This is a genomic window from Streptomyces sp. XM4193 (assembly GCF_023072595.1).
In the GTDB taxonomy this organism is placed as follows: domain Bacteria; phylum Actinomycetota; class Actinomycetes; order Streptomycetales; family Streptomycetaceae; genus Streptomyces.
Genome location: NZ_JALLGK010000001.1, coordinates 1,108,687 through 1,134,710 on the forward strand (window position 1 = coordinate 1,108,687; position 26,024 = coordinate 1,134,710).

The following is a 26,024-nucleotide window of genomic DNA, read 5'->3' on the forward strand; positions in this document are numbered from 1 at the left end:
GCGCGACCGGACCGGCCCCCGCACGTCGGGCCGGCGCCGGTTTCGCCGGGAATCGCATAGTGGACTAGACCTGTGGGTCTGGGTGAGACTACCCCGGTGAGATACGTCATCGCCCTGGACGTGGGCGGCACCGGGATGAAGGCCGCGCTGATGCGCGCCGACGGTGACCTGCTGTTCCAGGACCGCCGCCCGACCCCGCGCGAACAGGGGCCCGAGACGATCGCCGCGGCAGTCCTCGACTTCGCGGACGCGCTCCGCCGCACCGGCGTCGAGCGGTACGGCGAGAGCCCGGCCGCCGCCGGCGTCGCCGTACCGGGGATCCTCGACGAGGCCGCGGGCGTGGTGCGCTACGCCGCCAACCTGGGCTGGCGCGATCTGCCGATCCGTGCGCTGCTCGCCGAACGGCTGGGCGTGCCCGTCGCGTTGGGACACGACGTGCGCACCGGAGGGCTCGCCGAGGGACGGCTCGGCGCGGGCGAGGGCGTGGACCGCTTCCTCTTCGTCGCGCTGGGCACCGGCATCTCGGGCGCCATCGGCATCGACGGCCGGGTAGAGCCGGGCGCGCACGGCGGCGCCGGCGAGATCGGGCATGTGGTGGTGCGCCCCGGCGGGCCGCGCTGCGGCTGCGGCCAGCACGGCTGCCTGGAGGCGATCGCCTCCGCCGCCGCGGTCGGCCGCGCCTGGGCCGCGGCGAGCGGCGAGGCGCAGGCCACCGCCGAGCACGCCGCGCGGGCGGTGGCCGCGGGCGACCCCCGCGCCGAGAAGGTGTGGGCGGAGGCGGTGGACGCGCTGGCCACCGGCCTGGTGAGCGCGCTGACGCTGCTCGACCCGCGCACCGTCGTCGTGGGCGGCGGACTGGCCGAGGCGGGCGAGACGCTGTTCGCCCCGCTGCGCGCGGCCGTCGAATCACGGGTGACCTTCCAGCAGCTTCCCCCGATCGTGCCGGCCGCACTGGGCGACGCGGCCGGCTGCCTGGGCGCGGGACTCCTCGCCTGGGACCTACTCTCCGTGGAGGTGGCGAGCCGATGACCGAGTCGGGCCGCACGTTGTTGACCGGCGCTCGTCTCGTCACCCCCGAAGGGGTGCTGGAGGACGGCGAGTTGGCGGCCGCGGGCGGACGCATCGCCTATGTCGGCTCCGGCTCGGGAGCCCCCGCGCCCGGTGCGGTCGACCTGACCGGCCACTGGGTCGTGCCGGGCTTCGTCGATCTGCACAACCACGGCGGTGGCGGCGGCTCGTTCACCTCCGGCGACGCCGAGAGCGTGCTGACCGGCGTGCGCACCCACCGGCTGCACGGGACGACGACGACCGTCGCCTCGACCGTCACCGGCGATCTGGACGTGCTGGCCCGCCAGTCGGCGCTGCTCTCCGAGCTGGTCGAGCAGGGCGATCTGGCAGGCGTCCACTTCGAGGGGCCGTTCATCTCGCCGTGTCGCAAGGGCGCCCACGCCGAGGAGCTGCTGCGCCACCCCGACCCGGCCGAGGTGCGCAAGCTGCTGGAAGCGGCGCGCGGCACGGCCCGGATGATGACGCTCGCGGCCGAACTCCCGGGCGGGCTGGACTCCGTACGGCTGCTGGCCGAGCACGGAGTGATCGCCGCGATCGGCCACACCGACGCGACCTACGAGCAGACCCGCGAGGCGATCGAGGCCGGTGCCACCGTCGCCACCCACCTCTTCAACGCGATGCCGCCGCTGCACCACCGCGAGCCCGGCCCCATCGCGGCGCTGCTGGAGGACGAGCGCGTCACGGTCGAGCTGATCAACGACGGTGTGCATCTCCACCCGTCCGTCACCGAGTTGGCGTTCCGCTCCGCCGGCGCGGACCGGGTCGCCTTCGTCACGGACGCGATGGACGCGGCCGGTTTCGGCGACGGCACCTACCGGCTCGGGGCCATGGACGTCACCGTCGTGGACGGAGTCGCCCGGGTGCCGGACGGCTCCATCGCGGGCTCCACGCTGACCCTGGACGTCGCGCTGCGGCGCGCGGTGACGGTCGACGCACTGCCGATCGAGGACGCGGTGCGTGCGCTGTCGGCCAACCCGGCCAGGCTGCTCGGTCTGGACGACCGGGTCGGCTCGCTCACCGCGGGCAAGGACGCCGATCTCGTGGTGCTGGACGCGGAGTTCACCCTGCGCGGCGTGCTACGCAAGGGCGAGTGGGTGGTCGACCCCACCGGCTGAGCCGGCGACCGACGAGCCGCGGAGGAGCCCGGCGCCTCGGCCGGACGAGGCGCCGAACCGGCGGGGCGCCCAGCCGGGGTTCACCGGCCGGCTGCGGCGTCGTACGGCAGCAGCGCCGGCCGGCCGCGGTGGCGTCGTACGGCAGTGGCGTCTGCGGCTCCGGCTGCCGGTGACGCGAACGAGCCGCGCACCCCTCGGGGCACGCGGCTCGGCTCGCAGTACGGGCCCGGGGCGGCTACTTCTTCACGTGGCCCTTCTCCAGCCAGATGCGGTCCATCGCGACGCCGCACTGCTCGGCCTTGTCGCCGCAGGCGATCCGGATGTCGTTGGTGCCCTTCTTGAGCTCCACCCAGGCGTACGTCTGGGTCCAGCCCTTGGCCCAGTCGCCCTCCTCGGCACCGGCGTAGTTGCTGAAGCGCGCCGAGTAGGGGGAGGCGTCGTTGGCCGAGACCTGGAGGCTCATGTCCTTGCCCGGCACGGTGTAGCCGACGAAGACGGTGTACTCCCCGTCCTCCTCGACCTCCGGCTGCCACAGGGCGGCCGAGCCCTCCTTGAAACCGTGGATGTACGAGCCGTCCTTGGCGCGCGAGCCCTCCACGTCGCTGGCGACCACGGGGCCGTTCTCCAGGCGGAGGCTGGAGCCGTTCTCCTGGGGGAGCGGACGCTCCTCGTCCTCCTCCGGCGGGGCGTCGTCCGGGTCGGGACCCTCGTCCTCGCCCTTGCCCGCGTCGGCGGACTCCGAGGCACCCGGGTCGGCTCCGGCCTTGTCGTCGTCGCCGTCGCTGAAGGCGAAGGCGGCACCGACGCCGAGGATCACGGCGCCGACGACCGCGAGGGCGCCGATCAGCAGGCCGTTGCGACGGGCCGGCTCCTGGTTCGCACGACCGGCCGCACGGCGACCGGGGCCACCGGGGCCGCCCTGACCGCCCTGGCCACCGCCGGGCTGCGTTTCGGGAGCTGCGTAGTACGGGTTCGGGGACTGGTCCGGCTGCGGACGCTGCTGCTGCCCGTAGCGGCGGTCACCGACCGCTCTGACCTCGTTGTACGACCTGCGCGGGCTGTTCGCCTGCTGTCCCTGGGCGGAGGGCGCACCGTTCTCGGACCGGTACAGATAGCCGAACGGGTCGTCGCCCTCCGGCGGGTTCGTACCGTTGTTTCCGGCGGTCATCGCCTGCTCTCCTCATACGGCATCCGGCATTCGGCTGACGCGCCGCAGCCTACCGCTTTCGGACGAACGCTCGATGCCGGTGACCGCTCCGCGGGACTCAGCCGGCGCGCCGATGGGCCTTGGAACGTGACCGCTTTTCGACGTACATGCGCTGGTCAGCGGATTGCAGTACGTCTTCGGCCGACATGCCGCAGGCCGCCCATCCGATCCCGAAACTTGCCCCTACGCGCACCGAGCGCCCTTCGACCCGTATCGGCGGAATGATCGCGTTGCGCAGCCGCAGCGCGAGATCGGCCGCGTCCGGGGCGCCGAGCCCGTCGGCGAGCACGACGAACTCGTCGCCGCCGAGCCGGGCGACGGTGTCGTTGTCCCGCACCTGGCCCGCCAGCCGCCGCGCCACCTCGATCAGTACGGCGTCGCCGCAGTGGTGGCCGAAGCGGTCGTTGATCGACTTGAAGCCGTCCAGATCGCAGAAGAGCACCGCGAGCCCCTTCTCGGAGGGGTCGTCGCTCTCCGGGGCGGTCAGATGCTCGTGGTGGTTGTCGAAGGCGCCCAGCGCGGCCTGCGGCTGGTCGAACGCCTCGGCGGCGAAGGCGTACGTCTCGGCCTGCGCGTCGAAGAAGTCCTGTACGGAGGTGCCGGCCGGCAGCGGGCGCTCGCACAGCCGGGCGGAGAGCCGGGCGCGCAGCTCGGCGCTGTTCGGCAGTCCGGTCAGCGAGTCGTGGCTGGCGCGGTGGGCGAGTTGGAGCTCGTGGCGCTTGCGCTCCTCGATGTCCTCGACGTGGGTGAGGAGGAAGCGGGGGCCGTCCGCGGTGTCGGCGACCACGGAGTTGCGCAGCGAGACCCATATGTAGGAGCCGTCCCGCCGGTTGAGCCGCAGCTCGGCGCGACCGCCCTCGGCGGAGGTGCGCAGCAGGGTGCCGACGTCCTCGGGGTGCACGAGGTCGGAGAAGCTGTAGCGCCGCATCATCGAGGCGGGCCTGCCGAGCAGCCGGCAGAGCGCGTCGTTCGTCTTGATCAGCCGGCCCCGCTCGTCGCCGCCCATCTCGGCTATCGCCATACCGCTCGGCGCGTACTCGAACGCCTGGCGGAAGCTCTCCTCGCTGGCGCGCAGCGCCTGCTGCTCCCGCTCCAGCCGGACCAGGGCGCGCTGCATGTTGGAGCGCAGCCGCGAGTTGTTGATCGCCACGGCGGACTGGAAGGCGTACATCTGCAGGGCGTCGCAGCCCCAGGGGCCCGGGCGGCGCCCGTCCACCGGCTTGTCGACGGATATCACCCCGATCAGCTCGCCGTCGGGGGAGTACATCGGCGCGAAGAGCCGGTCCATCGGGTGCCACTCGCCGGCGAACTGCGGTGCCGGCGCGGTGTGGTGCCACTGCGGCACGTCGTCCTCGTCGAGCACCCAGCCGTCGGTGTACGGGATGAAGCGCAGCTCGCCCCAGACCTCGCCCATGCTCAGCCTGCGCTCCCAGGACGCGCGGGAGCCGACGCGGCCGGCCATCATCGCCTCCGCCGCCTGGCTGCCGCTGATGGCGGCGACCACCAGATCGCCGTCCTGACGCACCAGGTTGACGGCGGCGAGCTCGAAACCGAGGCCGGAGACGACGCCGTCCGCGACGGCCTGGAGAGTGTCGGCGAGGCTGCGCGCGCTGTTGAGCTGCGCAACCGACTGGTGCAGTTGGCGCAGTGTCGCGAGGTGAACGTAGGGCTCCGAGTCGGTGTCCATCGCCTCCCCTGTTTACCGCTCAACCGCCAGAAGTCACTCTTCCGGGTGTCTCCGCCACTGAATCACAGCGAGCTGTTCACTCGGTACACAGGGTCAACAATTAATGCGTTCTGTGACTCAAGTCACGAAGCGGGTACGGGGATTGACCATCCAGCGCTCCGATGCGGCCCGGGCGTGCGGTCCTAGGACCCGCTTCCGTCGAAGGACCGATGCGCCAGGTCGCGGCGGCGATCTACGGTTCTGGGGTGTATCCGACGACCGAGCAGCCGGCCCACCACCCCTCCGAGGCGGACACCCCCCATCCTGAGGGGGTGAGCACAGAACACTTCCGTGCCGCGATGTCGCGGCTCGCGTCCGGGGTGGTGCTGGTCACCGGCCACGACGAGGAGGACGGTCCGCGCGGTTCCGATGTCGGGATGACCGCGACCGCCTTCGTCTCGGTGTCGCTGGAGCCTCCTCTGGTGCTGCTCAGCGTGCGCACCGAGTCCCGGATGGACGAGCTGCTGGAGCGCCAACCGCTCTGGGCCGCCTCGCTGTTGACCGAGGGGCAGCGGCAGACCGCCGGCCGGTTCGCGATGAAGGGCCGGCTCAGCGACCGGCTCATGTTCCAGGAAACCCCGCACGTGCGCGGCGAGTTCTCCGGTGCGCCGCTGCTCGACGGCGCGCTCGCACAGCTGGAGTGCCGCACCGAGCAGCGGGTCGCGGCCGGCGACCACACGCTGCTCGTCGCCCGGGTGCTGAACACGGTGCTGCCCGGCGGCCAGGGCGGTCCGCTGACGTACTTCCAGGGCCGGTACCGCGGGCTCGCCTGACGAGCGCGCGGACCGACCCCGCGGACCGACCCCGCGGCGCGGACACACGACCGACTGTCGGGCGACCGGCTCTCGGCTCTCCGTCGGCGGACGGCGGGACGGCGGACGGCGGGACGGCGGTCACGGGTGGCGGACGGGGTGGTTCCGGAGATGTGCGGGCCGATCCGGAAGCGCGTCAACGCGCCGCTGAGCAGGCCGGATTCGGTCCGTCCGGAACTGATCGCGGTCGTGGTCTGGACCTGAGGCGGAGCGGACGGGAGACTCGTGCACCGTACGGGTATGTGAAGAACAGGTGTACGCGCCGGCTCGCACGCCCGTACCAGGAGTGGCCGGTCGACGCGTTCGACGCCCAGCCGGCCTCGATCGAAAGTCGGTGCTGCGGCGAGCCCCGGGCACGTTGCGCACGCAGGTAGTGCGAAGGAGCGGTTCGCGGTGCAGCGTCGTCGGTTCACTGGTTGGGCGGCCTTCGGCCTGGTGGGCGTCATGGGTCTGGGAGCCTCGGGCTGCGGCACCGGCCCCGGGAGCGGTGACGTCACCCTCAAGGTGGTCGCGGCCGACTACGGCGACCCCGGAAAGCCGAGCAGCTCCCAGCACTACTGGGACGAGGCCGTGGAGCGGTTCGAGAAGGAGAACGACGGGATTCGCGTCGAAGTCACCGTGCTGAGCTGGAACGACGTCGAGGGCGAAGTCGCCGACATGGTCAAGGCGGGCGAGGCGCCCGACATCGCCCAGGTGGGCGGCTACGCGGACTACGCCGCCGAGGGACGCCTCTACAGCGTGTCCGAGCTGCTCTCCATACCCACGCACGCCAACCTCGTACCCGCGCTGGCCCGGGCCGGAGAGGTCGGCCGCACCCAGTACGGGCTGCCGTTCGCCTCCAGCACCCGGGTGCTCTTCTACAACAAGAAGCTGTTCGCCGACGCCGGGCTCGACCCCGAGAAGCCGCCGCAGACCTGGAAGCAGCTCCAGAAGGCCGCGCAGGCTCTCGACGCCGCCGGGGTCAAGCACCCGTACGGGCTGCCGCTGGGCCGGGAGGAGGCGCAGGGCGAGTCGATGATGTGGATGCTCGGCGGGGGCGGCGGCATCACCGACCAGGTCGGCACGTACACCCTGGACGCCCCGGAGAACGTCGACACCTTCATCTGGCTCCGCGACGAACTCGTAGGCAAGGGCCTCACCGGCCCGGGCGCCCCCGCCGACCTCGACCGCAAGGACATCTTCGAGGCGTTCGGCAAGGGCGAGGTGGGGATGCTCAACGGCCACCCCACGCTCGTCGAACCCGCGAAGAAGGCGAAGATCGACTACGGCACCGCGCCGCTGCCCGGCAAGTCGGAACCGGCCGGCTCCACCATGGGCGTCGCCGACTGGATCATGGGTTTCAAGGAGAACGGCCACCGCAAGGAGATCGGCGCCTTCCTCGACTTCCTCTTCCAGGACGAGCAGCACTACGAGTTCATGGACCGCTACGGGCTGATCCCGGTCACCATGAGCGCCTCCGACAAGATGATGGACGACAGCAGGAACAAGGAACTGCGGCCGTTCCTGCAGGCGTTGGGCGAGGCCGAGTTCTATCCGCTGAACAAGGTGTCCTGGCCCGACGTCAGCCAGGAGATCCGCAAGCAGGTGGGCGCCGCGGTCGCCGAGGACGGCGACCCGGCCACGGTGCTCGGCGGCCTCCAACGCGGGGCCGAGGAGCGCGAGGCCGCCGCCCGCGAGGCCAGTGAGTAGCCTGGGCGCGTGACCCAGCCAGCCGATCCCGCGGACCCGTCCGCCGCCACCCGCGCACCGTCCCTGGCTCCCTCCGGCGCCGCCGAGGGAGGCACCGAGCGCGACGCGGCAGCCGTCGAGGGCGGCAGCGAGGGCGCCGAGGGCGGCGCGGATCGTGCGGACCGGGCGGCGTACGCGGTACCGGCGGGCGAGGGCTCCGCGGGCGAGGGCTCCGCGGGCGAGGGCTCCGCGGGCGAGGGCCCGGCGGGCGACGGGGGGCTCGACGCCCGCGACCGTGCCGTTCTCGCGCTGGAACGCAGGGGCTGGCCCGGGCCGGGCGCCAAGGAGCGCGCCGTCCGCGAGCAGCTCGGCCTCTCGCCGACCCGCTACTACCAGCTGCTGAACGCGCTGCTCGACGACCCGGCCGCAGCCCGCCACGACCCCGTCACCGTCAACCGGTTGCGCCGCGTGCGCGAGGCCCACCGCGCGCGTCGCTGACCACTCCCGCCACAGCCGTACGGCGCTACCGGCCGCCACGGGCCCCGAGGCGGTTGCACCTGTGCTCCGCCCCATGTTCCTCGGCCCGTGCGCCTCGGACCGCGGAGTCCCGGCTTCCGAGGCACTCCTGCGCGCGGCGGCGGGACGGACGTATCGTGCCTCCATGGGCCCTCTTCCGATCCCCGTGACCGCTGCCGGCCGCACCGCGCTGGACGCACTGCTGGCCCATCCCGCGGACTCGGTCCTCGCGTTCGACTTCGACGGCACGCTCTCGCCGATCGTCCCCGACCCCGCCGACGCCCGCGTCCACCCCGAGGTGCTCGACGCGCTCGCGCGGCTCGCCCCCCGGATGCGCGCCGTCGCCGTCATCACCGGACGACCGGCCCGCACGGCGGTGGAGTACGGCAGTTTCGCGACGACCCCGGGCCTGGAACGGCTGACCGTCCTCGGCGCGTACGGGGCGGAACGCTGGGACGCGGCCACCGGCGAGCTGCGCCTCCCGCCGCCCCATCCGGGCATCGACGCGGTGCGTGGCGAACTCCCGGACCTGCTACGGCGGTTGGCCGTCCCCGAGGGCACCGCGACCGAGGACAAGGGATACGCGGTCGCCGTCCACACCCGTCGCACACAGGACCCCGCCGGCACCTTCGACCGGCTCCGCGAACCGCTGGCCGATCTCGCCGCACGCCACGAACTCCACCTGGAACCGGGCCGGTTCGTCCTGGAGGTGCGCCCGGCCGGGATGGACAAGGGCGCCGCCCTGCGCGGATTCCTCGCCGAGACGGGCCCGCCCGTCGACACCGGCGCGGTTCTCTACGGCGGTGACGACCTCGGTGATCTCCCCGCCTACGAGGCGGTGTTGAGTCTGCGTTCCGGAGGTCTGCCGGGGCTGCTGGTGTGCAGCGGCGACCCCCACGAGATCGTGGCCCCGCTGATCGAGTGCGCCGATCTGACCGTCGACGGGCCGGCGGGCGTCGCCGCCCTCCTGGTCGCGGTCGCCGATCACCTCGCCGCACACGACTGACCTCCGCGGACGAGACCGCGCGGGCCGCGGTGGACGAGACCGCGCGGGCCGCTGCCGGCGCCGAACCGGCCTGCGGCCCGCCGGAGTTCGGCAACTCCCGCACGGCGTGCGGTACTTGCCGAACCCCGCCACGATGCGCGGCACTTGGCCGGCCCCGGTCGGCTCACCGGTGCTGTCGCCCCGTACCGGCGAGCCGTCGCCGCCCCCGTCCCCGTCCCCGTCCCCGTCAGTCGGAGGGGCGGCCCTCGAGCGCCTCCAGCTGGTCGAGGAACCACCGCTGTGGTGGCAGCGCGGTCGCTGCGGCTGCCAACCGGGCCGTGCGCGCGGTCCGTTCGGCGTCCGGCATGCTCAGGGCCTCGTTCAGCGCGCGGGCGGTGCCGCCGATGTCGTACGGGTTGACCACCAGGGCGTCCGCGCCCAGCTCCGCGTACGCGCCCGCCTCCCGGGAGAGCACCAGCGCGACGCCTTCGTCGGAGACCACCGGGACCTCCTTGGCGACCAGGTTCATCCCGTCCCTGATCGGGTTCACCAGCGCGACGTCGGCCAGCCGGTAGGCGGCCAGCGATCGTGCGAAGTCGTCCTGCACATGGAGCACCACCGGCGTCCAACCCGCGGTGCCGTGGCGGTCGTTGACCTCCTGCGCGACTTCGGCCACCTCGTCGGTGTAGGCCCGGTAGACCTCCAGATCCTGGCGCGAGGGATAGGCGAAGGCCAGATGGACCACGCGCTCGCGCCACTGCGGGAAGTCGTCGAGGAGCCGCCCGAAGGCGTGCAGCCCGCGGACGATGTTCTTGGACAGCTCGGTGCGGTCCACCCGCACGATCGTCCGTCGTCCCTCGCCGCCGATCTGCTCGCGCAGCGCCTCGGCCCGCTCGTCCACGTCCGGGCGGCGGGAACGTTCGAGCAGGAAGTCGGCGTCCGCGCCGAGACCGTGCACACCGATCCGGGTGCTGCGTCCGGCGTGCTCGACCAGCAACTCGCCCTCCGCACCCGTACGCACCTTCGCGCCCAGCACCTCGACGCAGCAGTCGGCGAACGTCCGTGCCCAGCGCTGTGTGAGGAACGCCGCGCGGTCCGCGCCGAGCACTCCTTCCAGCACTGCCGCGGCCGTGTCGTCGGGAAGCAGCCGGTAGTAGTCCGGCGGTGCCCAGGGGGTGTGCGAGAAGTGGCCGATCCGCAGGTCGGGGCGGCGCTCGCGGAGCAGGCCGGGCACCAGCGTCAGGTGGTAGTCCTGCACGAGTACGGTCGCGCCCTCGGCGGCCTCCTCGGCGAGCGCGTCCGCGAAGGCGGCGTTGTACTGCTCGTAGTGCCGCCAGCTGCTCTCGAACTCGGCGTCGAAGACCGGCTCGAAGGGCGTCCGGTAGAGCATGTGGTGGACGAACCACAGCACCGAGTTGGCGATGCCGTTGTACGCGTCGGCGAAGACCTCCCGCGGAATGTCCAGCATCCGCACCGGCTGTCCTCCGGTGTCCTCGGCCGCCAGTCGGGCGGGCTCGCGCCGCACCGCCTCGCGGTCGCCCTCATCCAGCGCGGCGCACACCCACAGCGCCCGTCCGCCGATCGAGGAGAGGCCGGAGACGAGACCGCCACCGCCGCGTTTCGCGGTCAGGGTGCCGTCCCGGTCGAGGGCGTAGGAGACCGGGCCGCGGTTGGAGGCGACGAGTACCTGCGACATGCGGCTAGGCGTATCCGCCCCGCTGCCTGCTCAAACGCCGCCGCGCCGCAGAGGCTCGTACCCGGCACCCCGCGGCCGGTACCCGCCCCTCCCGTCGCGGCCGCCCCGCCGATCGTCCCGCGGCGCGCCCGCCCGTCCCGCGGCGGGCCCGCCCGTCCCGCGCCTGCCCGTCCCACGCCCACCCGTCCTGCGCCCGCCGCTGCCGCGGCTCAGGGGGCGGCCCGGCTCAGGCGGCCGGGCGTCGGGTGCGGTGGCCCGGGTACTCCGGCAGCTCACGGACCGGCGGTCGCTCCAGCACGTCCACCTCGTGGGTGCGCGGTACGAACTCGCCCCCCACCCGCTCGTACTGCGTCAGTGCCGCGGCGGCGAAGCGGCCCTCCGCGCCGCCCGGGCCCTGGCCGGCCGAGAGCCGGGTGTGGGCGGTGCGGTAGATCGCCGCCGCCATCCGGCCGAGCGCCTGGCCGTCCTGGTGCCGGTGGTGCCGCACCCCTACGTCCACCTGCGCGAGCGCGTCCAGGCCCGCGGTCTCCAACGCGTCGACGAGCAGGCCGAGTTCGACGCCGTAGCCGACCGGGAAGGGCAGCTGCTCCAGCAGCGAGCGGCGGGCCGCGTACTCACCGCCGAGCGGCTGGACGAAGCCGGCCAGCCTCGGCCAGTGCAGGTTCAGCAGCGGTCTGGCGACCAGCTCGGTGACCCGTCCGCCGCCGGCCGGCTGCTCGCCCAGCGGACGGTCGTACATCGCCTTGACCAGCTGCACCGAGGGTTCGGTCAGCAGCGGGCCGAGGATGCCCGTCACGAAGCGGGTGTCGAACTCCCGCAGATCCGCGTCCACGAAGCAGACCAGCTCGCCGTCGGTGACCAGCAGCGAGCGCCACAGCACCTCGCCCTTGCCGGGCACGACCGGGAGCCGGGGGAGTATCTCGTCGCGGTGCGTCACCTTGGCGCCCGCCTCCAGCGCCACCTCCGAGGTGCGGTCGGTGGACCCCGAGTCGATGACGACCAGCTCGTCCACCAGCGGCAGCGCCTCCGTCATCAGCTCGCGCCGGATCGCCTCGACGATCCGGCCGACGGTGGCCTCCTCGTTCAGCGCGGGCAGGACGACACTGACGCTGCCGGCCGCGCCCGCCGCCCGCTTGGCGGCCAGCAGCCTGTCCGGCGGCCACCGGTCCGCGTGCCACGAACGGCGCCGAAGCCAGCTCTCGACCTCTTCCAGCACCTGCAAGCCCCTTGTCTCCGTCTGTCTCCGTCTCGGGTCGCGGACGGGTGTCTTCACGCTGATGCCTGTCGGATACAGTCTTGAACAGCGCTCAGGGCCACGGCATCCCGGGGTCCGGCGCCGACAAACGCGTCCGGTGGACGCCATAGCGCTCATCCAGAGGGGCAGAGGGACACGGCCCGTTGAAGCCCCGGCAACCCTCCCGCACTACCAGTTGACTGCGACGTTCTCCTCCACGTTCCGTGGAGCGGAAAGCGAAGCCGGTGCGGGGCAGGTGCCAATTCCGTCCCGGGCGAAATACGTGACCGGGGAAGATGAGGAGAAAGGGCCTCGCCTCCATGGCTGTGCACACTGCGAGCACTTCCGCAGATCCCTCCGGCACCACCGATTCCCGGGTCGACCTGGGCCCGGCCGCGGCACTCTCCTGTCGTGAGTGCGGCGAACGCATCCCGCTCGGCCCGCACTTCGCCTGTACGGCCTGCTTCGGCCCGCTGGAGATCGCCTACGAACTGCCCGACGGCGACCCCGAGGGTCTGCGCAAGCGTATCGAGGCCGGTCCGAACAACATCTGGCGGTACGCGGAGCTGCTGCCGGTGCCCGCCGGAGTCGCCGACACCCCGAGTCTGAACCCCGGCTTCACCAAGCTCGTCAGGGCCGAGAACCTCGCCCGTGAGCTGGGCGTCACCGGCGAACTGCACATCAAGGACGACTCCGGGAACCCGACGCACTCCTTCAAGGACCGTGTGGTCGCCATCGCCGTCCAGGCCGCCCGCGCCTTCGGCTTCACCACGCTCTCCTGCTCCTCCACCGGCAATCTCGCCGGGGCCGTCGGCGCCGCCGCGGCCCGCGCGGGGCTGCGCTCCTGCGTCTTCATCCCGCACGACCTGGAGCAGGGCAAGGTCGTCATGGCCGCGGTCTACGGCGGCGAGCTGGTCGGCATCGAGGGCAACTACGACGACGTCAACCGCTTCTGCAGCGAGCTGATCGGCGACCCGATCGGCGAGAACTGGGGCTTCGTCAACGTCAACCTGCGGCCGTACTACGCCGAGGGCTCCAAGACGCTGGCGTACGAGATCTGCGAGCAGCTCGGCTGGCGTCTGCCGGACCAGCTGGTCGTACCGATCGCCTCCGGCTCGCAGTTGACGAAGATCGACAAGGGGCTGCGCGAGCTGATCGCGCTGGGCCTGGTCGAGGACCGGCCGTACAAGATCTTCGGCGCTCAGGCCGAGGGCTGCTCGCCGGTGTCGCAGGCGTACAAGAACGGCCACGACGTGGTGCGTCCGGTGCGACCCTCGACCATCGCCAAGTCGCTGGCGATCGGCAACCCGGCCGACGGCCCGTACGTCCTGGACATCGCCCGGCGGACCGGCGGCGCGGTCGAGGACGTGAACGACGAGCAGGTCGTCGACGCGATCAAGCTGCTCGCCCGCACCGAGGGGATCTTCGCGGAGACCGCGGGTGGCGTGACCGTCGGTGTGACCCGCAAGCTGATCGAGTCCGGTGCGCTGGACCCGACCCTGACCACCGTCGTCCTCAACACCGGAGACGGCCTGAAGACCCTTGACGCGGTGGCGCCGACCTCGCAGGCGACCGCGATCATCCGCCCGAATCTGGACTCCTTCCGAGAGGCTGGCCTGGCATGAGTGTCAACGTCCGTATCCCGACCATCCTTCGCACCTACACCGACGGGAAGTCCGAGGTGAGCGCCGAGGGCGCGAACCTGGGCGAGGTGCTGGCCGACCTGGAGCGGAACCACCAGGGCATCGGTGCGCGCGTGCTGGACGACACCGGCAAGCTGCGCCGCTTCGTCAACGTGTACGTCAACGACGACGACGTCCGGTTCGCCGAGGGTCTGGAGACGCAGACCCCGGACGGCGCCGGCGTCTCGATCATCCCGGCGGTCGCGGGCGGCTGAGCCCTCCTGACGCCGGACTTCTCGGCCCCGCACCGGTCGCCGCCGGTGCGGGGCTCTTCTGTTGCCGTCCGCAGCCGTCCCCTGTCGTCCCCCCGTCGTCCCCGCCGTCCGGCCCGTACGCCGTCCGTTGCCGTCCGGCCCGATCCCGATCCCCGGCCGCCGTCCGCGGGTCGGGCCCGCGGACGCGGATCTCGGTGAGACGGGTCCCGCGACCGGTTCTGCAATGGACCGCCGAAGTGATCGGTAAACGGTCCGGATCCGGTCATTACGGTCCCAGGTCGGCCGGGAAGTCAGTTGCACTCCCGTGGCTCGGGCTCGTGGAAGCGGTCATTCCGGCTGCCCGTTTACCGGTAAAGTGGCTTCCGCCCCGCTCGGTTCGGGGCGGGATCGAATCTTCTCCCGCGCGCCAATCCCTTCGCTGCCTCGCTTCCCGGAACACCGACGGGCCCCCGCAGGTCCGTGGTCGAGCCCCGACCGTGCTCGGAGAAAGTTCCGGAGAATGTCCAGAGAAAAAGCAAAGTGAAATGTCGCGCTCATCCGTTATGCCCGGCCTGAGTTGCCCTGGGTTATTCGTGAATGTGACTGAAGTTCCGATTGGTCTAGTCCATATTTCTCTTCTCGGCGGCCTGTTGCAGAGGGCGTCCGTGCGGATACATTCAGCGGCGGTCGACGCGTTCCGGCGCAGCCTCCGGGTCATCGCCCGGCGGTGAGGTCTGACCCGGGTCCGCGGAGCGCGGTCTCGTGTAAGGGCCAGTAATAGGGGAGTTAGGGATGGCTCAGGGCACCGTCAAATGGTTCAACGCGGAGAAGGGATACGGCTTCATCGCGGTCGACGGTGGTGCGGACGTCTTCGTCCACTACAGCGCGATCCAGATGGACGGCTACCGCACCCTGGAAGAAGGACAGCGAGTCGAGTTCGAGATCTCGCAGGGTCAGAAGGGGCCGCAGGCGGACATGGTCCGCGTGGCGGTCTGAGCGGCGACCAAGAAGCGCCAACGACTGAGGATCGCGAGGCGGTCCGCGAAGGCCCGTACCGAATCCGGTGCGGGCCTTCGTCATGCCCTCCCGGCCTGCGCGGTCGGCCCCCGAGGGGACGCGGTGCACCCTGGGTGCGGGTGCGGAATGACGCCGGCGGCTTGCACTCGCAGGGGGCGAGTGCTAATGATTGGCGTTAGCACTCTGAAGGTGAGAGTGACAGATAAGGACCGGTTCGGCGAGGTCCGCAGGCCCGGCGGGAAGGAACCGTCAGGCTCGCAGACCGTCCGTCGCGGGCGTCGGCGCGGTCCGGAGAAATCCACCCCAGTCTGGGAGGACCACTTCACATGGCCAAGATCATCGCGTTCGACGAGGAGGCACGGCGCGGCCTCGAGCGCGGGATGAACCAGCTCGCCGACGCCGTCAAGGTCACTCTCGGCCCCAAGGGCCGGAACGTCGTCCTCGAGAAGAAGTGGGGCGCCCCCACGATCACCAACGATGGTGTTTCCATCGCCAAGGAGATCGAGCTCGAGGACCCGTACGAGAAGATCGGCGCCGAGCTGGTCAAGGAGGTCGCGAAGAAGACGGACGACGTCGCCGGTGACGGCACGACGACCGCGACCGTTCTCGCCCAGGCCCTCGTCAAGGAAGGCCTGCGCAACGTAGCCGCCGGCGCCAACCCGATGGCCCTCAAGCGCGGTATCGAGAAGGCCACCGAGGCCGTCTCCGCCGCTCTGCTCGAGCAGGCCAAGGACGTGGAGACCAAGGAGCAGATCGCCTCCACCGCCTCCATCTCCGCCGCCGACTCGCAGATCGGCGAGCTCATCGCCGAGGCGATGGACAAGGTCGGCAAGGAAGGCGTCATCACCGTCGAGGAGTCCCAGACCTTCGGTCTGGAGCTGGAGCTCACCGAGGGCATGCGCTTCGACAAGGGCTATGTCTCGGCGTACTTCGCCACCGACATGGAGCGTATGGAGGCCGTCTTCGACGACCCGTACATCCTGATCGCCAACCAGAAGATCGGCAACGTCAAGGACCTGCTGCCGCTTCTGGAGAAGGTCATGCAGTCCGGCAAGCCGCTGCTGATCATCGCCGAGGACCTCGAGGGCGAGGCCCTGTCGACCCTGATCGTCAACAAGATCCGGGGCACCTTCAAGTCCGTCGCCGTCAAGGCTCCGGGCTTCGGCGACCGTCGCAAGGCCATGCTCGGCGACATCGCGATCCTCACCGGCGGCCAGGTCATCTCCGAGGAGATCGGCCTCAAGCTGGAGAACGCCGGCATCGAGCTGCTCGGCCGCGCCCGCAAGGTCGTCATCACCAAGGACGAGACCACCATCGTCGACGGTGCCGGTGACAGCGACCAGGTCCAGGGCCGCGTCAACCAGATCCGTACCGAGATCGAGAACAGCGACTCGGACTACGACCGCGAGAAGCTCCAGGAGCGTCTCGCGAAGCTGGCCGGCGGCGTGGCCGTCATCAAGGCCGGTGCCGCCACCGAGGTCGAGCTCAAGGAGCGCAAGCACCGCATCGAGGACGCGGTGCGCAACGCCAAGGCCGCCGTCGAGGAGGGCATCGTCGCCGGTGGTGGCGTGGCTCTGCTCCAGGCTTCCAGCGTCTTCGAGAAGCTGGAGCTGGAGGGCGACGAGGCCACCGGTGCCCAGGCCGTCAAGCTGGCGCTGGAGGCTCCGCTCAAGCAGATCGCGGTCAACGCCGGTCTCGAGGGCGGTGTCGTGGTGGAGAAGGTGCGCAACCTGACCCCGGGCCACGGCCTGAACGCCGCCAGCGGCGAGTACGTCGACCTGGTCGGCGAGGGCATCATCGACCCGGCCAAGGTGACGCGCTCCGCGCTGCAGAACGCCGCGTCGATCGCCGCGCTGTTCCTCACCACCGAGGCCGTCATCGCCGACAAGCCGGAGAAGGCCGGGGCCGGCGCCCCGGACCCGACCGGTGGCATGGGCGGTGGCATGGACTTCTGATCCCTCCGAGGATCGAGGTTCACGCCGCACAGGTGCGAACCGAGGGCGGCACTCCGAGAAGGAGTGCCGCCCTCGGGCATGTGCGGGCACCCTCGCGCGGCCTCCGGGCATCCGCGCGGGCCGGCCGTCGGCCACTCGGCGCCGTGTGACATTCCGCACCGCCGGGTCGGCTGTTCACCGGCGGAAACCCGCGGTTAACCTCCGAGGGTTTTGCCTCGGAGGGCGCTCCGGGGCGGCGCGCGACGCGTGCCGTTCCAGCCGTCCGGTCGGGGCCTGCCCGATGCACCCGAGGACGGACGCACCCCCCGCATGGAAACGCTCGACTCCCTCGTCGTCGACATCAACGACGCCTTCTGGACCTATCTGCTGATCCCGCTCGTCGCGATCGCCGGACTGTGGTTCACCTTTCGATCCAGGGCCGTGCAGCTGCGGCTGATCCCGGAGATGTTCCGGGTCTTCAAGGACAAGCCGACGGAGGGCGGGGTCAGCCCCTTCGGCGCGTTCACCATCTCCGCCGCCGCCCGCATCGGCACCGGCAACATCGCCGGTGTCGCCACCGCCATCACGCTCGGCGGCGCGGGGGCGGTGTTCTGGATGTGGATGATGGCGCTGATCGGCGGCGCCTCCTCCTTCGTGGAGTCCGTGCTGGCGCAGCTGTACAAGGCGCGCGGCAAGGAGCCGGGCACCTTCCGCGGCGGTCCCGCGTACTACATGGAACGGGCGCTGGGGAAGCGCTGGCTCGGTGTGCTGTTCGCGGTGCTGATCACCGTGACCTTCGGTTTCGTGCTCACCGCGGTGCAGTCCAACACCATCACCGTGGCCACCCAGGGTTCGCTCGGCGACGGTTCGGACAGCCACTGGTTCACCTTCGGGCTCGGTGTGGTGCTGGCGGTGCTGCTGGCGCTGTCGGTCTTCTACGGCGTCAAGCGCATCGCGAAGGTCACCCAGATCTTCATTCCGGTGATGGTCGGCTTCTACCTGCTCATCGGCATGGTCATCGTGGTGATCAACGTCGGCCAGATCCCGGCCATGCTCGCCGACATCGTCGGTGGCGCGTTCGGCGTCCGCGAGGTCGCGGGCGGCGCCGTCGGCACGGCGATCCTCCAGGGCGTGCGCCGCGGGATGTTCTCCAATGAGGCGGGCATGGGCTCCGCGCCGAACGCCGCCGCCGCTGCCGAGACCACCCACCCGGTCAAGCAGGGTCTCGTGCAGACCCTCGGCGTCTACGTGGACACCTGGATCGTCTGCTCGATGACGGCGTTCATCATCCTGAGCGCCAACCCGACGCTCGGTGAGCGGGGCGGCGCGGACGTCACCCAGACCGCGTTCAGCGACTCCCTCGGCGCCTGGGCCGGACACGCGCTGACCGTGGTGGTCTTCATGGTCGCCTTCAGCTCCATGATCGGCAATTACTACTACGGCGAATCCAACATCGAGTTCATGACCGGGAGCCGCACGGTGATGACCGGCTACCGAGTGGTGGTCGTCGTCTGCACGGTGCTCGGCGCGATGGGCTCGGTCTCGCTGGTCTGGAACCTCGCCGACATCACCATGGGCAGCATGGTCCTGGTCAACCTGCTGGCGATCCTGCCGCTCTCGGCCATCGCCTTCCGACTGCTCGACGACTACACGGCCCAGCGCAGGCTCGGGCTCGACCCGGTCTTCACCCGCGACCGGATTCCGGGGCTGACCGGCGTGGAGTGCTGGGAGCCGGCCGAGGCCGGTGCGGCGGAGGGCTCCCGGGACTCCCGGGGCGGCGACGACGATCCGCTCGCCAAGGAGTCGGCTCCCACCGGCGGTTGATCACGACGGACCGACCGCGGGCGGCGCGTCCGGCTCTCTGCCGGGTGCCCGCCCGCAGGCGCGTCCGCGGCAGACGCGTTCCGGGGTGTGCTCCGGTCCGCGTGCCGCGTGCGCGGGCCGGCGGTCGCGCCGACGTGCGCGGTCCGCGTGCTCGGGCCGAGGGGCGGGCGGCCTGCTCGGGCCGGGGGTCGGGCGGTGCGGGAGTGCCGTGCACACGGGTGGGTGCGGCGTACCGCGGTGGAGTTTGTCGCCGTGGCCGCCGGGTACTTCACGAATTCGCAGGACAACGCGGTGGCGGTCCCGTTCTGCGGTGCAGCGGTGCCCGCAACCGACGGGCCGAGAAGAGGAGTTCGGGTTGAGCAGTCAGAAGGAGCGCATGCTCGCCGGCGAGTGGTACCTCGCCGACGACCCTGAGTTGATCGCCGAGGCGGAACGGGCGGCCGTGCTGAGCGAGCGCTTCAACACCGCGGACGCGCTGGACCGCGAGGGGCGCGGCAAGATCCTGGCCGAGCTGCTCGGCGGACTCGGCGAGGACGTCGCCGTACGCGCCCCGTTCCGGGTGGACTACGGGACGCACATCACCATCGGCGCGCGGACGTTCATCAACTTCGGTGCGGTGCTGTTGGACTGCGCGCCCATCACGATCGGCGAGGACGTGCAGATCGGCCCGAACGTACAGCTGCTGACGCCGATCCATCCGCTGGAGGCGGAGCCGCGGCGGAACAAGTGGGAGGGCGCCAAGCCGATCACCCTGGGCGACAACGTCTGGCTGGGCGGCGGCGTGATCGTCTGCCCCGGGGTGACGATCGGCGAGAACACCGTGGTCGGTGCCGGCTCGGTGGTGGTGCGCGATCTGCCGCCGAACGTCGTCGCCGTTGGCAATCCGGCCCGGGTGGTCCGCGAACTCCCCGCCCACGAGGGCGAGTTCCCGACGCCCTCGTGAGCAGCGGCGGTACCGGCCCGCGGGCTCGCCGCGCCGCCCTGCGGGACGCGGCGAGCCCTGCCCGGCCACGGTGCCGTACGGGCCGACGCCCGCGTCAGGCCGGCGCGGTGGCGGTGTGCACGGTGGTGGCGGTGAGGTAGAAGGCGTCCGGGCGGTGCAGGATGCCCTCTGCCGCGTCCCGGTCGAGCAGCCGGTCGAGCGTCGTCAGGTCCTCGGCGTCCAGATCCTCGGCGAGAGTCTCGCGGGCCCGCGAGAGCAGCGCGTACAGATGCTGCCTCGCCGGCTCGGCCAGCGGCGTCGGCGCCTCGACCAGGAAGGTGCGGCTGCCGATCGGCAGGAGGCCGGCGCCGGAGAGCAGCGCCGGCCAGTGCTCGACGACGTCTGTGGAGCCGGGCAGTTCGGCCCGCATCCTGCTGAACCACTCCTCGCGCACCGCCTCCAGCCGGGTCAGCAGACCGGGCCGGCCGATGCCGATGTCCCTGGGCAGGTACCGCAGGGGCAGGCCGCGTTCCGCGACGGCGAGCAGCCCACCGGGCCGGAGCGCCTCGCCGAGGGAGGCGAGCGCCGCCTGCTGGTCCCCGATGTGGTGGACCACATGGCTCGTCCAGATCAGATCGGCGCGCCCCAACGCCGGGAAGTCGCCCGGGAGTTCGGCGTGCAGCGTCGTCACCCGGTCGCCGACTCCCGCTGCGCGGGCCTGCCGCAGGGCGTGGTCCAGCAGCGCGGGTGTGCCGTCCACCGCCACCACCTCCGCGTTCGCGAACTCCTGCGCCAGCACGGCGGTGTTGACCCCGGGCCCGCTGCCGACGTCGAGCGCCCGGCCCACCCGCGCGGCGCGCTCCCCGAGCAACTCGCCCAGCCAGCGGGCGCTTCGGCGTACGCCGTCCGCCTGGAGCTGCGCTTCCTGGACCAGCATGTCGGCCATCGCCTCCCAGTCCGGCTCCTCGCCGGACCCGTGGCCGTGGCCGTGCGCGTGGGTGTGCGCGTGGGCGTGGTCCCGGCCGGGTGTCTGTCCGTGCTCGTGGGCGGCTCCGTCTCCGTGCGGGTGGTGTGCCTGTTCCTGTCCCGGGGTGTGCTCGGCTGTCATGGGTGCTCCTGGGTTTGGTGGTGCGGAATGGGTCGGTCGATGCGCGTGGTGCCGGCGCTGGGTCGTGCCCGTGCCCGTGCGGGGGCCCGTGTCCGTGCGGGTGGCGGCGCGGGTGCGCGTGCTGGGTGGTGCGGCGGTGGTGGGTCGAGTCGTGTGGTGCCGATACGGGGAGGGTGCGGCCGACCGACCGGTTTCGGCAAGAAACGTTGCCGATCCGGCAACGACGTCGTCTCATGGAGGGATGCCACGACACGACGCCCCGCACTCCCCGCGCCGCCACCCGCACCCGCACGGCGGCGAGGCCGCCGACGGGCCGGAGGGCCCGGCGACCGCATCCGCCGCCGCATCCGCCGCCGAGCCGGAGTTCGACGCGGTGCTGTCCCGGGTGGGCCCGCGACTGCGGGCGCTGCGACAGGAGCGCGACCTCTCGCTCGCCGACCTCTCGGAGGCCACCGGCATCTCCAAGAGCACGCTGTCCCGGCTGGAGTCGGGTCTGCGGCGACCCAGTCTGGAGCTGCTGCTGCCGCTGGCACACGCACACCGGGTACCGCTCGACGAGCTGGTCGGCGCACCGGAGACCGGTGATCCGCGGGTGCGGCTGCGCGCCCAGCAGTTCGCCGGCGGCCGTACGGTCGTCCATCTGACCCGGCAGCCGGGCGGGTTGCAGGCGTACAAGATGGTGCTGCCGGGGGAGCGGAGCGAGCCGACGCCGATGACCCACGAGGGGTTCGAGTGGCTGTACGTGCTCGCGGGGCGGCTGCGACTCGTACTCGCGGAGCACGATCTGACGATGGGCCCGGGCGAGGCCGCCGAGTTCGACACCCGGCTGCCGCACTGGTTCGGGAGCGCCGACGGTGAGCCGGTGGAGCTGCTGAGCCTCTTCGGGCAGCAGGGCGAGCGGATCCACGTGAGCGCCAAACCGCGCGAGGCGGGCCGTGGTTCGGAGCGCGGATCGGGCCGCGGGGCGGAGTCCGAGGCGGGCTCGCGTTGACTCTCACACGGTGTGAGCCGGTCGGCTGGGACCCGTCATGTTGAGTATCGGAGATTTCGCCAAGTACGGCGGTGTGTCGGTGCGGATGCTGCGGCACTACGACGCCGTCGGTCTGCTGCGGCCCGCCAGGGTCGACGAGTTCACCGGCTACCGCTCCTACACGGCCGGCCAGCTCGCCCGTCTGAACCGGGTGATCGCGTTGCGCGAGCTCGGGTTCGGGCTCCGCGAGATCGCGGAGATGCTGGACGAGGAGGTGGCGGCGGTCGAGCTGCGCGCGATGCTCCGGCTGCGCCGTGCGCAGCTGGCGGCGGCGGTGGCGGCGGACACGGACCGGCTCCTGCGGGTCGAGGCGAGGCTCCGAACGATCGAGAGCGAGGGCGTCATGCCTGTCGACGATGTGGTGGTCAAGCGGATCCCGGCCCAGCGGGTGGCCCAACTGTCCGCCGAGGCCGAGGAGTTGCTGCCTCAGTACATCGGCCCGGTGGTCGGGCCGCTGTTCCGGCAGCTGTGCGGGGAGCTGGAGCGGGCCGGGTTGAGGCCGGCCGGGCCGGGGGTCGCGCGGTACGCGCGTGCGGGCGAGGGCGAGTCGGGCCCGGTACGGGTGCACGTCGCGATGCCGGTCACAGGCGGGGCGCGCGGGGCGTACGGGTCGGACGGGGCGTACGGCTTCGAGGTGGTGGAGCTGCCCGCGATGGAGAGCGCGGCGACCGTGGTCCACCGGGGGTCGATGGACGAGGTGCTGCCGACGCTTCAGCGGCTCGGGCACTGGATCGAGGCGAACGGCTACCGATCGCTCGGGATCGCGCGGGAGGTGACGCTGGCGGCGGAGGGCGGCACCGAGAACTGGGTGACCGAACTCCAGGAGCCGGTCCGCAGGGCCGACGAGGGCTGAGTCGAACCTTCGCGGGGCGGTCCGGCTCCGCGGCGCACGCGGCCCCGACGAGGTCCGGCCCGGCGTGGTCCGGCTCGGCGAGGTCCGGCTCGGGGTGGTCCGGCTCCGCGTGGTCCGGTCGTGCAGCAGGACCGTGCGGGCGGTGACAGTGCGTCACCACCCGCACGGGCGTCGGCGATGATCCAACTCCCGCAGCCGTGCGGGCGGTTGCGCAGTGCGGCTCGGCCGAACACTCACCGGGGTGAGTGTTCGGCCCTGCTGTCCGCCGGCCGGTTGTCGTGTCGGCCCACCGTGCACGCCGTCGGGGAAACCGGCGCCTTCCGTCTCATTGACACGCCTTCACGGCGATCGCATTCTCCAAGCCAGAACCTACTGTTGCGTAGGTTCGCTCAGAGTCGCGACCCCCACAGGGAGTGCCCGTGAAGTCCCGCACACTTCGCCGCATGTGGGCGACAGGTCTGATGCTGGCCACCGCCGCCTCGTTCGGTCTTGTCGCCGCACCCGCCGCCCACGCTGAGGAACGCCCACCGTTCTACGAGCCGCCCGCCGAACTCCCCGCGGGCAACGGGGAGGTGATCCGAACCGAGCCGGCCGAGGTGTACCTCGATCCGAACAAGGCGCTGAAGGTGCCCGCCGACGTCCACCGCGTGATGTACCGCAGCACCGACGGCCGGGGCGAACCGCTCGCCGTCACCGGCACCGTGCTCACTCCGAACACCCCGTGGATCGGCAAGGGGGAGCGGCCGATCGTCGGATACACCTTCGGCACGCTCGGCGTCGGCGACCAGTGCGCGGCCTCCCGGCAGATGGCCGAGGGCACCGCGATCGAGGCGGCTCTGGTGCAGGCGCTGCTGCTGCGCGGCTACGCCGTGGCCGTCAGCGACATGGAGGGCGGCGGCACACCGGGCGTGCACACCTACGTCAACCGCGAGGCGACCGGCAACGCGATGCTGGACGTCGTACGGGCCGCCCAGCGCCTGCCGGAGGCGAAGCTGCCGGACAACGGCCCGGTGGGGCTGGTCGGCTACTCGCAGGGCGGCGGGGCCTCGGCCTCCGCGGCGGAGCTCGCGGCCACCTACGCACCGGAGTTGGACATCCGGGGCGCCTCGGCCGGAGCGCCGCCGGCGACCCTCGACGCGCTGGTGGAGAACCTCGACGGTTCGGACAAGGTCGGCTTCCTCGGCTACGCCGTCGTCGGACTCGCGGCCGGCTACGACATCGATCTCGACTCGTATCTGAACGACGCGGGCAAGAAGTTCGCCAAGGACGCCGAGACGCTGTGCAACGGCGAGATGCAGGACGCGCACCAGGGAGTGCGGAGCGAGGACCTCACCGTGGACGGGCGTTCGCTCGCGCAGATCATGACCGAGGAGCCGTGGGCCGGAGTGGTCGCGGAGCAGGCGATCGGCGAACGGCCCCCGGGCTTCCCGATGTTGATCAACCACAGCCGCTTCGACGAGGTGATCCCCTTCGAGGTCGGTCAGGGGCTGAAGGCGGACTGGTGCGCCGGTGGCACCACGGTGAAGCACAAGCCCAATGTGGCGCCCAACCATGTGTCGGGTGCGGTCTTCGGCTTCCCCGGAGTGCTGACCTGGCTGGAGGGCAGGTTCGCGGGTCTGCCCGCGCCGTCGAGCTGCTGACCAGGCAGCCGAGCAGCTGAGTGGCCGGGCCCCGTCGTCGTCGACGGGGCCCGGTTCCGCTGTTCCGTTGCTCCGCTGTTTCGAGGACGGGCGCCGGGTCGCGAACGGTGGGCGAGTGTCGGGGAGAGCGGCGGGCGGGGCGAAGTGCGGTGGGTGGGCGAGGGGCGGTGAAGTGCAATGAGTGGGTGACGGTCCCGACTGTCGACGCACCCCGGTGCGGGTTTTGGCCGCGGTCGTTGTCAGCGGAATGCAGAGTGAACGGTAATTGAGAAGCTCTGCTGTCAGTTCTATTGACGGAAGCGTCAACGCGACGCACTCTCAAGAAGCCTTACTCAGAAGTAAGGTGCTGTTCGAGCCGCCACCCTCAGGAGTGTCAGTGAAGCCACCCCGCCACGGCAGTCGACTCCGCCGGACGACCGCAGGACTCGCGCTCGTCGCCACGGCAGCGTCGTTCGGCCTCGCGGGCGCCCCCGCAGCCCATGCGGAGGAGCGACCGCCCTTCTACGAGCCGCCCGTCGAACTCCCCACCAAGAACGGTGAGTTGATCCGGTCGGAACCCTCGACGTACTACCTGGACCCGCTGAAGGCCATCAAGGTCGACGCCGACGTCCACCGCCTGATGTACCGCACCACCGACGGCAACGGCGAGGGCATCGCCGTCACCGGCACCGTCATCACCCCGCGCAAGGCGTGGAAGGGCGACGGCGAGCGCCCCCTGATCAGCTACGCCGCCGGTACGCAGGGCATCGGCGACCACTGCGCACCCTCCCGCCAGCTCTCCAACGGCACCGAGTACGAGGGCATCTTCATCAAGGGCCTCATCGCCCGCGGCTATGCCGTCGCGATGACCGACTACGAGGGCCTGGGCACGCCCGGCGACCACACGTACATCAACCGCGAGGTCTCCGGGAACGCCGTACTGGACGTCGTGCGGGCGGCGCAGTCGCTGCCCGGAGCGAACCTCCCCGCCAACGGTCCGGTCGCGATCACCGGCTATTCCCAGGGCGGTGGCGGCGCCGCTGCCGCGGCCGAACTCGCCCCGGAGTACGCACCCGAGCTCGACATCAGGGGCGCGGCCGTCGGCGCGGTGCCGAGCGACCTCTCGACCGTCGCGGAGAACCTGGACAAGAGTCTGTACTCGGCCTTCCTCGGCTACGCCATCGTCGGGCTCGCCGCGGGCAACGACATCGACACCGACGAGTACCTCAACGACAAGGGCCGGGACTACCTCACCAAGGTCAAGCAGGCCTGCACCATCGAGGCCGTCGCCACCCTCGGCCTGCGGGACAGCAGCAAGCTCACCGCCAACGGCAAGCCGATCACCGAGTACCTGAAGGAACCGCGGTGGAAGGCGATCATCGACGAGCAGAAGATCGGTGAGCGCAAGCCCGAGGTTCCGGTGCTGATCAACCACAGCCGACTCGACGACGTCATCCCGTTCAAGCTCGGCAAGGAGCTGAAGGCCGACTGGTGCGCCAAGGGCGCGACGGTCGAGTTCAAGCCGAACCTCGGCCCGACGCACATCGGCGGCGCGATCGCGAGCTTCCCGCGTACGTTCCTGTGGCTGGAGGGCGTGCTGAAGGGCAAGCAGGCACCGTCCAACTGCTGAGCGCAGTGCGCGAGTCCGCGGGGCACGAGTCCACCGGACGCGAGTCCACTGGACCTGAGCCCTCAGGGCGCGAGTCCTCAGGGCGGGAGCCGGAGCGCCGTGCCGACTGAAGCGCGAACCGCGTCGGGCAGCTGACGCGGGCACGACCCGAGCGAGGAGGGCGTCCGCCGAAAACCGGTGGGCG

21 protein-coding genes and 1 riboswitch are annotated in these 26,024 nt (G+C 71.6%); of the genes, 16 read left to right on the forward strand and 5 right to left on the reverse strand.

Annotated elements, in window-relative coordinates:
- The first annotated feature begins 96 nt into the window (after positions 1-96).
- On the forward strand, positions 97-1,029 hold the full coding sequence (locus MTQ01_RS04610) for an ROK family protein (protein ID WP_247486972.1): 933 nt from the start codon (positions 97-99) through the stop codon (positions 1,027-1,029).
- Positions 1,026-2,183, forward strand: coding sequence for an N-acetylglucosamine-6-phosphate deacetylase (gene nagA, locus MTQ01_RS04615; RefSeq protein WP_247486973.1), 1,158 nt, complete (start codon positions 1,026-1,028; stop codon positions 2,181-2,183). The genes MTQ01_RS04610 and nagA overlap by 4 nt, the downstream gene beginning before the upstream one ends.
- A gap of 235 nt (positions 2,184-2,418) precedes the next feature.
- Here the strand turns inward: nagA and MTQ01_RS04620 are convergent, their stop codons facing one another.
- Complete coding sequence (locus tag MTQ01_RS04620; protein WP_247486974.1) at positions 2,419-3,351, reverse strand: hypothetical protein; 933 nt, start codon at positions 3,349-3,351, stop codon at positions 2,419-2,421.
- Between the two features lie 97 nt (positions 3,352-3,448).
- Positions 3,449-5,077 carry a diguanylate cyclase CdgB gene (gene cdgB / locus MTQ01_RS04625; RefSeq protein ID WP_247486975.1) on the reverse strand — a complete coding sequence of 543 codons (1,629 nt, stop codon included), beginning with the start codon at positions 5,075-5,077 and terminating at the stop codon, positions 3,449-3,451.
- A gap of 338 nt (positions 5,078-5,415) precedes the next feature.
- Between cdgB and MTQ01_RS04630 the strand changes: the two genes are divergently transcribed.
- From MTQ01_RS04630 to otsB, 4 genes are all read left to right on the forward strand, one after another.
- Complete coding sequence (locus MTQ01_RS04630) at positions 5,416-5,889, forward strand: flavin reductase family protein (protein ID WP_374207637.1); 474 nt, start codon at positions 5,416-5,418, stop codon at positions 5,887-5,889.
- A gap of 432 nt (positions 5,890-6,321) precedes the next feature.
- Complete coding sequence (locus MTQ01_RS04635; protein ID WP_247486977.1) at positions 6,322-7,617, forward strand: extracellular solute-binding protein; 1,296 nt, start codon at positions 6,322-6,324, stop codon at positions 7,615-7,617.
- 9 nt (positions 7,618-7,626) lie between these two features.
- Positions 7,627-8,094 carry a DUF3263 domain-containing protein gene (locus MTQ01_RS04640; protein ID WP_247486978.1) on the forward strand — a complete coding sequence of 156 codons (468 nt, stop codon included), beginning with the start codon at positions 7,627-7,629 and terminating at the stop codon, positions 8,092-8,094.
- Positions 8,095-8,257: 163 nt separating this feature from the next.
- Positions 8,258-9,118, forward strand: coding sequence for a trehalose-phosphatase (gene otsB, locus MTQ01_RS04645; protein ID WP_247486979.1), 861 nt, complete (start codon positions 8,258-8,260; stop codon positions 9,116-9,118).
- A gap of 226 nt (positions 9,119-9,344) precedes the next feature.
- Here the strand turns inward: otsB and MTQ01_RS04650 are convergent, their stop codons facing one another.
- Together MTQ01_RS04650 and MTQ01_RS04655 are read right to left on the reverse strand one after the other, a co-directional pair.
- A complete protein-coding gene (locus MTQ01_RS04650) occupies positions 9,345-10,793 on the reverse strand; it encodes a trehalose-6-phosphate synthase (protein WP_247486980.1) in 1,449 nt (482 codons plus the stop codon).
- Between the two features lie 226 nt (positions 10,794-11,019).
- A complete protein-coding gene (locus MTQ01_RS04655) occupies positions 11,020-12,009 on the reverse strand; it encodes a glucosyl-3-phosphoglycerate synthase (RefSeq protein WP_247487738.1) in 990 nt (329 codons plus the stop codon).
- A gap of 149 nt (positions 12,010-12,158) precedes the next feature.
- Positions 12,159-12,330: riboswitch (SAM riboswitch) on the forward strand.
- 17 nt (positions 12,331-12,347) lie between these two features.
- Here MTQ01_RS04655 and thrC point away from each other — a divergent pair.
- From thrC to MTQ01_RS04685, 6 genes are all read left to right on the forward strand, one after another.
- On the forward strand, positions 12,348-13,652 hold the full coding sequence (thrC, locus tag MTQ01_RS04660) for a threonine synthase (protein WP_374207601.1): 1,305 nt from the start codon (positions 12,348-12,350) through the stop codon (positions 13,650-13,652).
- Positions 13,649-13,924 (forward strand): MoaD/ThiS family protein, encoded by a 276-nt coding sequence (locus MTQ01_RS04665; protein WP_247486982.1) that lies wholly within the window; start codon positions 13,649-13,651, stop codon positions 13,922-13,924. Before thrC ends, MTQ01_RS04665 begins: the two co-directional genes overlap by 4 nt.
- 771 nt (positions 13,925-14,695) lie before the next feature.
- The gene (locus tag MTQ01_RS04670; protein ID WP_037653356.1) at positions 14,696-14,899 is read left to right on the forward strand and encodes a cold-shock protein; all 204 of its coding nucleotides are present in this window, start codon (positions 14,696-14,698) and stop codon (positions 14,897-14,899) included.
- 347 nt (positions 14,900-15,246) lie between these two features.
- Complete coding sequence (gene groL / locus MTQ01_RS04675) at positions 15,247-16,875, forward strand: chaperonin GroEL (RefSeq protein ID WP_211040036.1); 1,629 nt, start codon at positions 15,247-15,249, stop codon at positions 16,873-16,875.
- A gap of 309 nt (positions 16,876-17,184) precedes the next feature.
- Entirely contained in the window at positions 17,185-18,678 is a 1,494-nt protein-coding gene (locus MTQ01_RS04680) for a sodium:alanine symporter family protein (RefSeq protein ID WP_247486983.1), read from the forward strand.
- A gap of 376 nt (positions 18,679-19,054) precedes the next feature.
- Positions 19,055-19,621, forward strand: coding sequence for a sugar O-acetyltransferase (locus tag MTQ01_RS04685; RefSeq protein ID WP_247487740.1), 567 nt, complete (start codon positions 19,055-19,057; stop codon positions 19,619-19,621).
- 94 nt (positions 19,622-19,715) lie between these two features.
- On the opposite strand, the gene MTQ01_RS04690 is transcribed toward MTQ01_RS04685, so the two are convergent.
- Positions 19,716-20,708, reverse strand: coding sequence for a trans-aconitate 2-methyltransferase (locus tag MTQ01_RS04690; RefSeq protein ID WP_247486984.1), 993 nt, complete (start codon positions 20,706-20,708; stop codon positions 19,716-19,718).
- A 241-nt stretch (positions 20,709-20,949) separates the two neighbouring features.
- Here MTQ01_RS04690 and MTQ01_RS04695 point away from each other — a divergent pair, with 241 nt between their 5' ends.
- The 4 genes from MTQ01_RS04695 (at position 20,950) to MTQ01_RS04710 (ending at position 25,840) form a co-directional block, all read left to right on the forward strand.
- Complete coding sequence (locus MTQ01_RS04695; protein ID WP_247486985.1) at positions 20,950-21,699, forward strand: helix-turn-helix domain-containing protein; 750 nt, start codon at positions 20,950-20,952, stop codon at positions 21,697-21,699.
- A gap of 37 nt (positions 21,700-21,736) precedes the next feature.
- Positions 21,737-22,591, forward strand: a complete 855-nt coding sequence (locus tag MTQ01_RS04700; RefSeq protein WP_247486986.1) for a MerR family transcriptional regulator — start codon at positions 21,737-21,739, stop codon at positions 22,589-22,591.
- A gap of 419 nt (positions 22,592-23,010) precedes the next feature.
- The gene (locus tag MTQ01_RS04705; protein ID WP_247486987.1) at positions 23,011-24,231 is read left to right on the forward strand and encodes a lipase family protein; all 1,221 of its coding nucleotides are present in this window, start codon (positions 23,011-23,013) and stop codon (positions 24,229-24,231) included.
- 376 nt (positions 24,232-24,607) lie between these two features.
- Positions 24,608-25,840 carry a lipase family protein gene (locus MTQ01_RS04710; RefSeq protein WP_247486988.1) on the forward strand — a complete coding sequence of 411 codons (1,233 nt, stop codon included), beginning with the start codon at positions 24,608-24,610 and terminating at the stop codon, positions 25,838-25,840.
- Positions 25,841-26,024: the final 184 nt, after the last annotated feature.

What these genes read in the sequence shown, in the direction of transcription:
- cdgB (WP_247486975.1), bottom strand. Translation starts at nt 5,077, where the DNA reads ATGGACACCGACTCGGAGCCCTACGTTCACCTCGCGACACTGCGCCAA.
- MTQ01_RS04680 (WP_247486983.1), top strand. Translation starts at nt 17,185, where the DNA reads ATGGAAACGCTCGACTCCCTCGTCGTCGACATCAACGACGCCTTCTGG.
- MTQ01_RS04690 (WP_247486984.1), bottom strand. Translation starts at nt 20,708, where the DNA reads ATGACAGCCGAGCACACCCCGGGACAGGAACAGGCACACCACCCGCAC.
- MTQ01_RS04650 (WP_247486980.1), bottom strand. Translation starts at nt 10,793, where the DNA reads ATGTCGCAGGTACTCGTCGCCTCCAACCGCGGCCCGGTCTCCTACGCC.
- thrC (WP_374207601.1), top strand. Translation starts at nt 12,348, where the DNA reads ATGGCTGTGCACACTGCGAGCACTTCCGCAGATCCCTCCGGCACCACC.
- otsB (WP_247486979.1), top strand. Translation starts at nt 8,258, where the DNA reads ATGGGCCCTCTTCCGATCCCCGTGACCGCTGCCGGCCGCACCGCGCTG.
- MTQ01_RS04685 (WP_247487740.1), top strand. Translation starts at nt 19,055, where the DNA reads ATGCTCGCCGGCGAGTGGTACCTCGCCGACGACCCTGAGTTGATCGCC.
- MTQ01_RS04700 (WP_247486986.1), top strand. Translation starts at nt 21,737, where the DNA reads ATGTTGAGTATCGGAGATTTCGCCAAGTACGGCGGTGTGTCGGTGCGG.
- MTQ01_RS04695 (WP_247486985.1), top strand. Translation starts at nt 20,950, where the DNA reads ATGCCACGACACGACGCCCCGCACTCCCCGCGCCGCCACCCGCACCCG.
- MTQ01_RS04620 (WP_247486974.1), bottom strand. Translation starts at nt 3,351, where the DNA reads ATGACCGCCGGAAACAACGGTACGAACCCGCCGGAGGGCGACGACCCG.
- MTQ01_RS04670 (WP_037653356.1), top strand. Translation starts at nt 14,696, where the DNA reads ATGGCTCAGGGCACCGTCAAATGGTTCAACGCGGAGAAGGGATACGGC.
- MTQ01_RS04665 (WP_247486982.1), top strand. Translation starts at nt 13,649, where the DNA reads ATGAGTGTCAACGTCCGTATCCCGACCATCCTTCGCACCTACACCGAC.
- MTQ01_RS04630 (WP_374207637.1), top strand. Translation starts at nt 5,416, where the DNA reads ATGTCGCGGCTCGCGTCCGGGGTGGTGCTGGTCACCGGCCACGACGAG.
- nagA (WP_247486973.1), top strand. Translation starts at nt 1,026, where the DNA reads ATGACCGAGTCGGGCCGCACGTTGTTGACCGGCGCTCGTCTCGTCACC.
- groL (WP_211040036.1), top strand. Translation starts at nt 15,247, where the DNA reads ATGGCCAAGATCATCGCGTTCGACGAGGAGGCACGGCGCGGCCTCGAG.